Raw genomic sequence first — 12,083 nt, 5'->3', positions numbered from 1 at the left:
CACCGCACCGTTACTCACCCTCGTGCCGCTCACCGCTCCCCCTCACGAGGGCCCGTCCCGGACGGCGCAGCGTCCGGGGCCGACCGGAGCATGCGGAGCCGGGAGTCGTCCGGCGAGCCGTCCGCGCCCCGGACGACCACCGCCGCGCCCTCCGTGACCGGTGGTGCCACCTCGTACGAGGGCGTGACCGGGAAGGGCACGGTGATCACCACATCCAGGGACGGCTTGAGTTCGCCACCGAGCGCGGACCAGATGTCGGCGATCGAGCGCGACTCGGCAGGGGGCACCGCGACCATGAGCGGGATGTTCGCCTCCAGCGCCCGGAGCGCGTCCGTCAGCGCGGAGGGCGGCAGGACCTCGTGCGCGAGCAGACAGCCCAGCGCGGCCGACAGCAGCCGGTGCTCGTCCTCCGGGCGGCTGGTCCACGCCGTGACCAGGTAGGACAGCCGGAACCAGCGCGGCGGCTGACGTCTGCGCACCACCATGCCGGTCGCGTCGCGCTCCGCGATCGCCCCGCGCTCGCGGCGGGCCACGTTCTCGCGTATGTCGTAGAGATAGGCGTTGAGCGTCGGGGTGTTGCGCCGCGCCGCCCAGTCGCGGTTCGGTGCCTCGAACGCGACATCCCCCGCACCATCGGGCAACGCCCCTGCGCGCAGCACACGCCGCAAGGCCTCATCTACCTCATGAATCATGCCCGTTCCCCCGCCCAGGGGCGCGAGTACCCGACGCCTGCTTTCATTCCTGCTTCCCCATCTGCTTCGGAGCTCATCAGATGTGTCCCTTTCATGGCGCTTGTTGTGCTTGTGGTGCTCGTAGTGCTTGTGGCGATCGTCGTGCTCGCGATGCTTGTAGCGGTCGGGGTGCCCGCAGTTCGTAGGCGAGGGCAAGGGCGAGCGCACGATTGCGCCGTTGCCACCGCGTCACCGGGGTGGGCCGGGCTGAACGTTCTTGACGGGGCGTGCGGAGTGGCGAACTTCTCGTATCTGCCTGGCTTCCAGCCCCTCGGCGAGGAGCCGCAGCACATATGGCCTCGCGCGGCGCCATGCCGATCGTCGGCAGCAGCGCGACAGAGGCGGAGGTCGCCACGGACCGCCGGAGCCGGCCTGTCGCGTGACGCAGCCTGCTGATCAGGCCCGGGGCGACAGGTGACCCGCGCCGCGCCGCGCCGCGCCGGCGCCACCCTCAACAGCCGCCGCAGGGTGCCCTGATGGCGCCGGGGACTGTCCCGTACGCCACACACACTCTACGACGGTCATCGGCTCGGGCTCACGCAAATCCCGCACGATCAGCACCACCCGGTGGCCGCCGCCGCGCACCAGTCGCCACCGCGCGGGTCAACCGCCGCAGGTCACTGAGCCGGCCGGCCTCTTCCTGCGCGTCCGACACCCGCCGACCCCGCCCCCGTCGACGGCCCGCTCTCGGCCGATCCCGCCCTCACCGGCCGGGGCTGCCGCCCGCCCCCTACTCCTTCTCGACATCGAGATGGAGCAGCAGATCTCCGCGGCCGCCGCCCCGCAGGTGCATCGTGCCGTGCCCGACCAGCCGCAGAGTCTGCCCCGAGCGCAGCCCCGCGGGGATACGGACGGACTTCGAGCCGTCGAGCGTGGTCACCGAGATCGTGCCACCGCCGCGCGCGAGCGATCTCGGGATGCGTCGGGTGAGGTGCAGGTCGTCGCCCCGGCGCTCCAGTTCCGGATGCGGGAGTTCGTCGACCTCGATGTACAGGTCCCCGGGCGGGCCGCCACCCGGGCCCACCTCGCCCTCGCCGGCTAGCTGGATGCGGGTGCCGTGGTCGACGCCTCCCGGAACCTTGATGGTGAGGGTCCGCCTGACACGCACCCGCCCCTCGCCCGTGCATGCGTGGCACGGCGACGGAATGCGCACACCGCTCCCGTGACAGGCATGACACGGGAGGGAGGTATCGCGCCCCGACTCCGGGCCGGATGTCCCGATGCCATGGCAATGGCCGCACGGGTGGACCGGTGTGCCGACGGCGGCACCCGCGCCCTGACACCGGTCGCAGACCACGGAGGTGTCGACCTGGATGTCCCTGACCGTGCCCAGCGCCGTCTCGGTCAGCGGGAACTCCACTGTGAGCAGGGCGTCCTGGCCGCGGCGAGCGAGCTGTCCGCGGGGCGGAGGGGACGGGACGTCGCCGTCGACGCCGTTGAACGCGTCCTTCAGCCGAGCGAACAGGCCCGGAGTCGGGGGCGGAGTCTGCTCTCGTTCCGTGGCAGGGGAGTTCCTGGACGTGCTTTCCGCGGCAGGAGAGTTCCACGATGTGCGCTCCGCGGCCGGAGAGTTCCACGATGTGCGCTCCGCGGCAGGCGGGGCCCCGGCCTCGGCGGGCCGGCTCGCGGCGGGCCGGCCGGCGGCGGTTCCGGCGAGGGTGACCCGGTACTCCAGGTCGGCCCACATCCGGGGGCGCTGCCGCGCTCCCCTGTGGTGCAGATACTCGTAGACATAGTCGTACAGCTCGGTGACCGTGATCCGGCCGTCGTGGTCGGTGTCCGCATCGCCGCTGCGCAGGCCCTCGATCAGGGCACCGGTGAAGCGGGAGGGCTGCGGCGCCGAAGCCTCCAGATGGTCGCCCTCCCAGGCGTATTCGGTGCGGTTGGTCGCGGTGAGGATGGCGCGGCCGTGGCCGGCCAGCTCCTCCTTCACCTGCACGTAGTCGTCGCCCTTCGCCCCGGGGAGGAACGCACCGCTGTAGCAGCAGTCCAGCAGCACGACGACCGTGCGGGCGCGGCAGCGTGCCATCTGGTCGTGCAGGAAGGCGGCCGGGACGGTGGTGGAAGCCGGTAAGTCCTTGTCCGTGTCCTGCGTGGCGAAGTACAGATGGCCCTCGTCGTCCTTGATGCCGTGGCACGACAGATGGAGCAGCAGCAGATCTTCGCGCCCGCGGTTGCGGAAGAACTGCTCCAGCGCGCGCTTGACCTCGTACGACTTGGCGTCCACGAGCTGCTGGACCTGGAAGCCTCCGATGCCCGGATCACGCAGGACCGCGGCCAGGCCCTCGCAGTCCTGGCGGGGCGAGCGCAGCGGTTTCAGAGCCGGGCTCTCGTACATGCCGGTGGCGATCAGCAGTGCATCCCTGCGGCCGGCGGGGAAACCCGGCACCGGCTCACTCCCCGGACTGCGGGGTTCCGGCCTGCGGGGACCTCGTAGTCACGAACGCGTCGATCAGACGGCGCTGGTCTTCGGCGGAGGCATTCCCCAACTCGATGGTGTCCCCGTCGATTTCCACCGTGACACTGCGGAGCGGGCGGTTGCGCAGCCAGGTGTCGACCACCTGGAGCACCTGACGGACGAGCAGCGGGACGGTGGTGACGACGAGCGCTCCCACCGCGATGACCTCGCCGGGTTTGGCGCCCTCGGGAGCGGCTCCGTCCTGACGTGACAGCTGCACGTCTTCGACATCGAGTTCCAGCAGGGCACGGCGCAACTGCTCAGCGAGCAACTGGAGTTCGTCCGCGTCGGTGTCCGAAGCACCTGTCAGGTCGAGGGTCAGCCGGCTGACACCGGTGTTCATCCCGCCCCCTGTTCAGACTCGGAGCAGTCAGTGTATGCGGGGGGTGCGACAAAGGGGCCGGAAGCAGGGAGGATCTGCTTCGCGCCCGTATCCGGGCGGTATCGGGACGGCGGGTCGGTGGATGGCGCCGTCCCGGGCGGCCGGCGGCCGGCACATCGAGGGCGGCGCGGTCACCTCGTCTCCTGCGGGGTCAGCACCACGAACTCCGCGCCGGACGGGTCGCTGCACACGGCCAGGCGGCCGACGCCCTCGGCGGTCTCCGGCCCCATGGACAGCGTGCCGCCGTTGCCCGTCGCCAGGCCGACGGTGGCATCGCAGTCCTGGGAGGCGAACACCGGGTGCCAGTACGGCTTCCCGCCGGGTCCGAGCAGATGCGCCGGGACTTCCATGAGGCCGCCGTGCATCCGCTCCTCACCGCGGTCCGCGGGGGTGAGCAGGGTGTAGGTGCCGCCACCGCCGGGGAGCGCCATGTCCTGGGTGCTCCAGCCGAAGACCGTCCGGTAAAAGGCCTGGGCGGCGGACGCATCGGTGGTGTACAGCTCCGTCCAGCACAGGGTTCCGGGGGCGTCCGCGGCCTCCAAGCCCGGGTAGCGCTCCGGCTGCCAGACGGAGAACTCCGCGCCCTGCGGGTCCGCGAGCCGGGCGAAGCGGCCGTCGTCCGCACCGACCAGGGACGGCGCGGAGCGGACCGAGCCGCCGGCCCGCTCCACCGCCTCGGCCGTGGCCTCCGCGTCGGGGGTGTGGAAGTAGACCGTCCAGGCGGAGCGCGCGCCCTCCTCGGGCAGCGGGCCGACCGCGCCGACGGCCTTGCCGTCGAGCCGGAAGAGCGTATATCCGCCCGCGCCCTGGCCGCCGTACGGTTCGGACCGCCAGCCGAACACCGCCCGGTAGAAGGCCGAGGCGACCTCGACATCGGGAGCGCCGAGATCGAGCCAGCACGGGGAGCCAGGGACGAAGTCAGTAGTGATCATGGCGCTTCCCTTCGCGGATCCTCTGTGAATTCAGCCTGCCATCCGGCACTGACAACCGCCCGTCGGTCAGGATTCGGCGTCCGTGCCCGGTCTTGCTAGCCTGACGCGCGCTCGTCAAGTACCACCGGCGAGCGCATCGTCAATCGGCTGCGCGCATGGGTATGGGTGCGCGTACACAGCGGGCGTCCACGAGGGCGGCCGCCACCACGGGGGAGAAATCAAGATGAAGTTTCGCCATGTTCGGGCTGTTGCCGCATGCGCACTGGTGGTCGTCGCGCTGACCGGCGCGCGGCACTCGCACGGCGGGGGCTGCGGCAGCAGCCACAGCTCCAGCAGCAGTTCCAGCGGTGGATACAGCAGCTCCGGGAGCACCACCAGCAGCGGCAGCACCGTCGGCTCGCCGACCGCCGGGTCCACCACTCCGCCCGAGTCGGACATCCGCATCACCGACTGCCAGGTCGACAGCGCGGCCGGCACGCTGAGCGCCAAGCTGAGCGTGACCAACCACAACACGCAGGGCTCGGCGCACTACAACGGCACCGTGCAGTTCACCGACGAGAGCGGCGCCGTCTTCGGCTCCGCGCAGATTTCCGTCGCCGCGGTTCCCGCCGGCTCCACCCGGCCCGTCACGGTATCCGACACCTTCCTCAAGAGCCCCAACGGGAACGACCCCAAGGCCGGCAAGTGCAAGCTGGGCCAGGTCTGGAAGGACAACAGCTGAGACGGGCGACGGCCCTGCTCCGCAGGGGAGTTCAGGGCCGTCCGCGGTACAGCTCCTTGGCGATGATCGAGCGCTGCACCTCCGTGGCGCCCTCGTAGATGCGCGGTGCGCGGACCTCGCGGTAGAGGTGTTCCAGGAGGTGGCCGCGGCGCAGCGCGCGGGCGCCGTGGATCTGGACGGCGGCGTCGACGACGTACTGGGCGGTCTCGGTCGCCAGCAGCTTGGCCATGGCCGAGCGGCGGGCGATGTCCGGGGCCCCGGTGTCGTACGCGGACGCCGCCGCGTACACCAGGAGGCGGGCGGACTCGACCCGGGTGGCCATCTCGGCGAGCTGATGCCCGACGGACTGCAGGTCCTTGAGCGGGCCGCCGAACGCGGTGCGCGCGCCCGCATGCGTCAGCGCGGCATCCAGCGCGGCCTGCGCCATGCCGACCGCGAAGGCGCCGACGCTCGGCCGGAAGAGATTCAGGGTCGCCATCGCGACGGCGAACCCTCCGTCCACCTCTCCCAGCACATCCGCCCTGGTCACGGGCGTACCGTCGCAGACCAGTGTGCCGATCGGGTGCGGGCTGAGCATGTCCAGGTGCGCGCCGGTCAGGCCCGGCCGGTCGGCGGGGACGAGGAACGCGGTGACGCCGCGCGCGCCCGCCCCGCCCCCCGTACGCGCGAAGACGGTGGCGAAGTCGGCCTCGGGGGCGTTGGAGATCCAGCACTTCTCACCGCTGAGCCGCCAGCCGTCCGGGCCGTCCGGCTCGGCCGCGAGGGACAGCGCGGCGGCGTCCGAGCCCGCGCCCGGCTCGCTCAGCGCGAACGACGCGACCGCCCGGCCGGCGGCCACCTCCGGCAGCCAGCGGGCACGCTGGGCCTCGGTCCCGGACAGCACGACGGGGTAGGTCCCCAGCCCCTGGAGCGCCAGTGCGGTCTCCGCCTCCGTGCACACCTGGGCCAGGGATTCCCGCAGCAGACACAGGTCCAGGGCGCGCAGGGCGCCGTCGGCGGGGAACAGGCGGCGCAGCAGGCCCAGTTCGCCGAGGGCGGCGATCAGAGGGCGGTTGACCCGGCCCTCCTCCCCCTTATCCGCCAGCGGGCTCAGCCGCTCGGCCGTCAGCGCGCGCAGTTCGGCGCACCACTCCTGCTCGTCCGGTCCCAGCGCGAATACGGTCACGAGGCGGCTCCCTGGTAGCGGTCCGTCTATCGCGGTCTGTTGACTGCCGTCACGAACACGTTACGCTGACGACGGATCCGAACGGCAGTACTCGCCCCGCAGAACGAGCAGCCAACCGAGCAATCCCCGACCGGTCACCGCACCGGCCCCCACCGTCCCTCATCCCTCCCCCGGCCGCTTGCCGGCCACCCCGGCCGGGCCCCTGGGGCCCCGCGGGCCCACCATGATCCGTAAGACACGCCCGAGGGGGCATACGCCATGGAGCTACGGTCCTCGGCCCACGCCGACACCTTCGCGCGCGACCGGCTGCCGCCCCCCGACCAGTGGCCGCACCTCACCGATCTGGGCTATCCCGACCGGCTGAACTGCGGAGCGGAGCTGCTGGACGGCACCATCGCGCGGCTCGGAGCCGACCGGCCCGCGGTCCGTGACGCGAACGGGCCGGTCTGGACGTACGGGCAGCTGCGGGCGCAGGTCGATGCGATCGCCCATGCGCTCACCGGACCGCTGGGGGTGCTGCCGGGCAACCGGGTCCTGCTGCGCGGGCCCACCACGCCCTGGCTGGCCGCCTGCTGGCTCGCCGTGATGAAGGCCGGGGCGGTGGCGGTGACCGTGCTGGCCGCGCAGCGCCCCGAGGAGCTCGCCACGATCGCGGAGATCGCACAGGTGCGGTACGCGCTGTGCGATGTGCGCTCCGTCGACGATCTCGCCAAGGCCGGGGTCCCGGGGCTGCGGATCACCACCTTCGGCGGGGACGGGCCGGACGATCTGCGGCAGCTCGCCCGGCCCGGCGGCGCGCCCTACCGGGCCGTGGCCACCTCCGCCGACGATGTCGCCCTGATCGCCTTCACCTCCGGCACCACCGGCCGCCCCAAGGGCTGTATGCACTTCCATCGCGATGTGCTCGCCATCGCGGACACCTTTTCTGCGCAGGTGCTGCGCCCGGAGCCGGACGACGTGTTCGCCGGCAGCCCGCCGCTGGGCTTCACCTTCGGTCTCGGCGGGCTGGTCATCTTCCCCCTGCGGGCCGGTGCCTCGGCCCTGCTCGCCGACTGGGGCGGGCCGGAGCGGCTGCTCGGCGATATCGCGGCGCACCGGATCTCGGTGCTGTTCACCGCGCCGACCGCCTATCGCGCGATGCTGCCCAAGCTCGCCGGGCACGATGTCTCCTCGCTGCGCCGGTGTGTGTCGGCCGGTGAGAATCTGCCCGCCGCCACCTGGCAGGCCTGGTACGAGGCGACCGGTCTGCGGATCATCAACGGCATCGGTGCGACGGAGCTGCTGCACATCTTCATCTCGGCCGCCGACGAGGCGGTCCGGCCCGGAACGACGGGGCTGCCGGTCCCGGGCTTCCAGGCGCGGGTGGTCGACGCGGACGGCACCCCGCTGCCGGACGGGGAGCCGGGGCTGCTGGCCGTGCGCGGGCCGACCGGCTGCCGCTATCTCGCGGACGCCCGCCAGACGGCGTACGTACGGGACGGCTGGAATCTCACCGGCGACACGTACGTGCGCGATCCGGACGGCTACTTCTGCTATGTGGCCCGCGCGGACGACATGATCATCTCGGCGGGCTACAACATCGCGGGCCCCGAGGTGGAGGACGCGCTGCTGCGGCACCCCGATGTCACCGAGGCGGCGGTGGTCGGACGGGCCGACGAGGACCGCGGGCAGGTGGTCGTGGCTCATGTCGTGCTGCGGTCCGGCGTCCCCCAGGGGGAAGACACCGTCGCCGCACTCCGCGCCTTCACCAAGACCCGGATCGCGCCCTACAAATGCCCGCGGGAGATCGTCTTCCACACCTCTCTGCCGCGCACCCCGACCGGTAAGCTCCAGCGCTTCCGACTGCGGAGACCCCCTCTAGAGTGACCCGGTGAACGACCAGCAAACGCAGCGCACCCCACGGTCCCTGATCGTCACGTTCTACGGCGCCTACGGGCGGGGCGGGCCCGGCTCCCCGGACGGCACGGCCGCTCCGGTACCGGTCGCCGCCCTGATCCGGCTGCTCGGCGCCCTCGGGGTGGACCCGCCGTCGGTGCGCTCCGCCGTCTCCCGGCTCAAGCGGCGCGGGCTGCTGGCCCCCGCGCGCACGGCCACGGGGGCGGCCGCGTACGGGCTGTCCGACGCGGCCCGCCAGCTGCTGGAGGACGGCGACCGCAGGATCTTCGGCCGGCCGGCCGCGCGGCTGTCCGACGGCTGGGTGCTGGCCGTCTTCTCCGTCCCCGAGGAGGAACGGCACAAGCGGCATCTGCTGCGCTCCCGGCTGGCGCGGCTCGGCTTCGGCACCGCGGCACCGGGCGTGTGGATCGCCCCCGCACAGCTCTACGAGGAGACCCGGCACACCCTGGAGCGGCTGGAGCTGGCCCCGTACGTCGATCTGTTCACCGGTGAGCACGCCGGATTCGCCCCCACCACGGACGCGGTGGCCCGCTGGTGGGACCTGGACGCCATCGCCGCGCGGCACCGCGCCTTCCTCGACGAGCAGGAGCCGGTGCTCCGGCGGTGGTCGCGGCGCCGCTCGGTACCCCCCGAGGCGGCCTACCGCGACTATCTGCTGGCCCTGGACGCCTGGCGCCAGCTGCCCTACGCGGATCCCGGACTGCCCTCTCCCCTCCTGCCGGAGGACTGGCCGGGGGGCCGCGCGGCGGAGGTGTTCGGCCGGCTGCACGCCAAACTCCAGGCCGCCGGGGCCCTTTACGCGCACGAGGCGACGACCGGGGCGTAACGACCCCGGCGTCTCAGCGGCGGCGCGGCTGGGCCCCCACCCCGACGCCCGGCCGCGGCCTGGCGGCGGCGATCACGGACACCACGTCCTTGAAAGAGCTGCACATCCGGGTGCCGGCGACCGCCGCGAGCTCACCGAACGTGCCGACCCCGTAGGTCACCGCGACCGGCTCCATGCGCGCGGTGACCGCCATCCTCATGTCCCCCACGGTGTCCCCCACATATGCGCTCTGCCAGGCCGCGACACCGAGCCGGCCGGCTGCCCGCAACACCATCTCCGGATGCGGTTTGCCGCGCCGGACCATGTCCTGGCCGATCACCGGGCCGACCAGGTCGCGGATGCCCATGACGTCGAGCAGCGCCTCGGCACTGCGGGTGGTCTTGGACGTGGCGACGGCCAGCTCGACGCCGTGGGCGCGCAGCGCGGACAGCCCCGCGGTCACCCCGGGAAAGAGCAGCTGCGGTCCCTGGCACAGGACTTCATAGGCGAACAGCTCGCGGTAGCGGGAGATGGCCGCCTGCACCCGGCCGTCGTCCTCGGGCTTGCCCAGCAGCCGGCCGAAGGCGGGGCCGGGCGGCTTGCCGATGGCGGAGGCCGCCTGCCGGGCGGTCACCGAACAGCCCTGTTCCGAGGCCACCTTGACCAGCAGCTTGCTGATCGGGGGCAGGGTGTTGGCGAGGGTGCCGTCCAGATCGAAGACGGCGGCCCTGATCGTCTCGCCGCCGGCGCTCCGTGCGCCTCTTGCGGGACGTTCGCCGACTTCCGTTGCTACGCGCATGGCTGGAGACCTTTCCGGATTCCTATGGGGGTGCAGGGGCTCGGGTGACGTTGCTGGCTCGGCTGGTTGGGCGGCCTGCGGTCGAGGACTGTGAAGGCAGAGGCGGTCTCGCCATGGCGCACCGCTGTCCAACGGCGGTACGCGACCGTCAAGGCGGCTGCAACGGAAGGGGTCGTCCCGTTTACCGCCTTCGGAGATTTAAAAACCGCCTGCGCTGTTTGTCAATGGACCCTTGCCGTCCCTGACGGGTCGACAACCCTTCACCCACCGGCCAGACTGGGGGCAGACCGCCCCCCGAAGGCCGCCGGACATCCGAACCGGCGACAGATCGTCGTCTTCGCGCCAGGGCACCCCAGTTCCGGACATTCTCATGGAGCATACAGAACCGCATGGTTGGTTTTCTATGTAGACTGCATTGAGCTCGCAGCCGTACTAGAGACGGGACGGACACCGTGCCCACCCAGCATCGCGCCATCCAGAGCCGCCAGGCACTCATCCGCTCGGCCGCAGAGACCTTCCTGGAGAAAGGGGTACCCGCCGCGGGCATGGTCGAGATCAGCCGGCGGGCCCGGCTGAGCAAAGGGGCGCTCTACTTCCACTTCACGTCCAAGGACGACCTCACGCTCGCGGTGCGGGATGCCGCGCTCGCGACCCTCCAGGAGATCGAGGACGGCTTCACCCGTTCCCCGGAGCCACTGCCCACCGCTGTACGGGACTTCACCGTTGAGCTGTTCGGCCGGGTGGAGTCGGACGCCGTACTGCGCGCCGGACTGCGACTGCGGCCGGAGACCGCGCCGGGGCTCGGCATCTACGCCCTGGAACAGCGCTGGTACGCACTCTTCCTCGACAAGGCGGTCACCTGCGGAACCGGCGGACCGGCCGGACCGCATGCGTCGGACACCGAACCGCGGCGTACGGCCCAGCTGTTGACCTCACTCGTGGTGGGCCTGCTGCATCTGGGCAGCGAGGACCGGACGTGGTGGGACAGGGAGTCCATCGTCGGTCTGTGGGCGCTGCTGCCGGCCGCGCCGGACCGGTTCCCCGCCGCCGGCATCCCGGCGCCGACGCAGATCCCGGCGGCCGGCTGACCCTGCCCGGCCCCGCCCGGCCGGACTCCCCGGCCGCGGCCCCGTACCCGGCCTTACAACTCGACCAGCACCGCGCCGATATGACGCCCCTGCACAAGTTCGCACAGCGCCCGCGGCGCCTGCTCGATCCCCTTCAGAAGGGCATGCGGGAAGACCAGGGAGCCCTCCCGCAGCCCCTGGCCGAACTCCTTGGTCCACTCCTGTGGCAGATCCGGGTGTGCATGCAGCCCGAAGCCGCGCAGCGCCACCCGCCGCATGACGATCAGCCCTGCGTCCAGCTCCACCAGGGCGGCGATGCCGCCGCCCCCGCCCCCGCCCAGCTGACTGGAGAGCGCACCGACCAGCGCGAACCGCGCGTCGGGTCGGGCCAGCGAAAGCGCCGCCGTGAGCTGCTCACCGCCCACGGTGTCCAGCAGCACGTCGATACCCTCCGGCGCCGCCCGGCGCAGCTGCCGTTCGATCGGCCCGGCGCCGCGCACGATCGTGTCGTCGTACCCCAACTCGGCGCGCAGCAGGGCCGCCTTGCGCTCCGAGCCGGTGCTGCCGACGACCCGGCGGGCACCCAGGCGCCGCGCCAGCTGCCCGGCCAGGCTGCCCACACCGCCCGCCGCGCCGGTGACGAACACGGTGTCCCCCGGCCGCACCTCCGCGGCCCGGCGCAGCGCTCCCCAGGCCGTCGCGCCCTGCGAGAGATGCGCGGCGGGAGCCGGCAGTGCGTCCGGGTCGAGCCGCCGTACCCGCGACGCGTCGACGGCCGCGAACTCCCGCCAGCCGCGGGAGTGTTGTACCAGTTCGCCGGGCGTGAAGCCGCCGCCCGGCGCCGCCACCACCTCGCCGACCGCGGAGCCCCACAGCGCCTCACCCGGCACAAATGAGCCCATCGGCAGCGGCATTCCGGCCATCTGCGTTCGCATCGCGGCGGTCACCGCCATCACCCGGGTGCGCACCAGCACCTGCCCCGGTTCCGGCTTCGGCACCGGGACCTCGGCGACGGTGAAGTGATGGGGCGCCAGATCGCCTTCGACCCGGTCGGCCAGCCGTACCTCGCGGTGTACGGCAGGTATGGCGGGGACGGCGGTGGGGGACATCGGACTGCTCCTCGCGCT

Annotated in this window: 10 protein-coding genes and 2 pseudogenes; 4 read left to right on the top strand and 8 right to left on the bottom strand. The window is 72.4% G+C overall.

Annotation, left to right across the window (positions count from 1 at the left end; translation table 11 throughout):
* Positions 1-29 precede the first annotated feature (29 nt).
* From K7C20_RS28310 to K7C20_RS28295, 5 genes and pseudogenes are all read right to left on the bottom strand, one after another.
* Positions 30-692, bottom strand: coding sequence for a DUF4255 domain-containing protein (locus tag K7C20_RS28310; protein ID WP_030076796.1), 663 nt, complete (start codon positions 690-692; stop codon positions 30-32).
* Between the two features lie 781 nt (positions 693-1,473).
* A pseudogene (locus K7C20_RS39695) lies at positions 1,474-2,418 on the bottom strand (DnaJ C-terminal domain-containing protein); the annotation flags it as partial.
* A 3-nt stretch (positions 2,419-2,421) separates the two neighbouring features.
* Positions 2,422-3,120, bottom strand: a pseudogene (locus K7C20_RS39690) (caspase family protein); the annotation flags it as partial.
* Between the two features lie 4 nt (positions 3,121-3,124).
* Positions 3,125-3,532: a hypothetical protein gene (locus K7C20_RS28300; protein WP_030076799.1), complete on the bottom strand. Its 408-nt coding sequence runs from the start codon at positions 3,530-3,532 to the stop codon at positions 3,125-3,127.
* A gap of 170 nt (positions 3,533-3,702) precedes the next feature.
* A complete protein-coding gene (locus K7C20_RS28295; protein ID WP_030076801.1) occupies positions 3,703-4,503 on the bottom strand; it encodes a VOC family protein in 801 nt (266 codons plus the stop codon).
* A 223-nt stretch (positions 4,504-4,726) separates the two neighbouring features.
* On the opposite strand from K7C20_RS28295, the gene K7C20_RS28290 reads away from it, so the two are divergent.
* Positions 4,727-5,224 carry a hypothetical protein gene (locus K7C20_RS28290; protein ID WP_063781313.1) on the top strand — a complete coding sequence of 166 codons (498 nt, stop codon included), beginning with the start codon at positions 4,727-4,729 and terminating at the stop codon, positions 5,222-5,224.
* Positions 5,225-5,255: 31 nt separating this feature from the next.
* Here the strand turns inward: K7C20_RS28290 and K7C20_RS28285 are convergent, their stop codons facing one another.
* Complete coding sequence (locus K7C20_RS28285; RefSeq protein WP_053210276.1) at positions 5,256-6,389, bottom strand: acyl-CoA dehydrogenase family protein; 1,134 nt, start codon at positions 6,387-6,389, stop codon at positions 5,256-5,258.
* Positions 6,390-6,647: 258 nt separating this feature from the next.
* Between K7C20_RS28285 and K7C20_RS28280 the strand changes: the two genes are divergently transcribed.
* Positions 6,648-8,255 carry an AMP-binding protein gene (locus K7C20_RS28280; protein WP_053210277.1) on the top strand — a complete coding sequence of 536 codons (1,608 nt, stop codon included), beginning with the start codon at positions 6,648-6,650 and terminating at the stop codon, positions 8,253-8,255.
* Between the two features lie 4 nt (positions 8,256-8,259).
* Entirely contained in the window at positions 8,260-9,111 is an 852-nt protein-coding gene (locus tag K7C20_RS28275; RefSeq protein ID WP_030076809.1) for a PaaX family transcriptional regulator, read from the top strand.
* Between the two features lie 13 nt (positions 9,112-9,124).
* On the opposite strand, the gene K7C20_RS28270 is transcribed toward K7C20_RS28275, so the two are convergent.
* Positions 9,125-9,889 carry an HAD family hydrolase gene (locus K7C20_RS28270; protein WP_030076811.1) on the bottom strand — a complete coding sequence of 255 codons (765 nt, stop codon included), beginning with the start codon at positions 9,887-9,889 and terminating at the stop codon, positions 9,125-9,127.
* 452 nt (positions 9,890-10,341) lie between these two features.
* On the opposite strand from K7C20_RS28270, the gene K7C20_RS28265 reads away from it, so the two are divergent.
* Entirely contained in the window at positions 10,342-10,977 is a 636-nt protein-coding gene (locus tag K7C20_RS28265; RefSeq protein ID WP_030076814.1) for a TetR/AcrR family transcriptional regulator, read from the top strand.
* Positions 10,978-11,030: 53 nt separating this feature from the next.
* Here the strand turns inward: K7C20_RS28265 and K7C20_RS28260 are convergent, their stop codons facing one another.
* The gene (locus tag K7C20_RS28260) at positions 11,031-12,065 is read right to left on the bottom strand and encodes an MDR family NADP-dependent oxidoreductase (RefSeq protein ID WP_053210278.1); all 1,035 of its coding nucleotides are present in this window, start codon (positions 12,063-12,065) and stop codon (positions 11,031-11,033) included.
* Positions 12,066-12,083: the final 18 nt, after the last annotated feature.

The sequence above is a fragment of the Streptomyces decoyicus genome (assembly GCF_019880305.1).
GTDB classification, from domain to species: Bacteria; Actinomycetota; Actinomycetes; order Streptomycetales; family Streptomycetaceae; genus Streptomyces; species Streptomyces decoyicus.
This window is presented reverse-complemented; position numbering and strand designations above follow the sequence as displayed.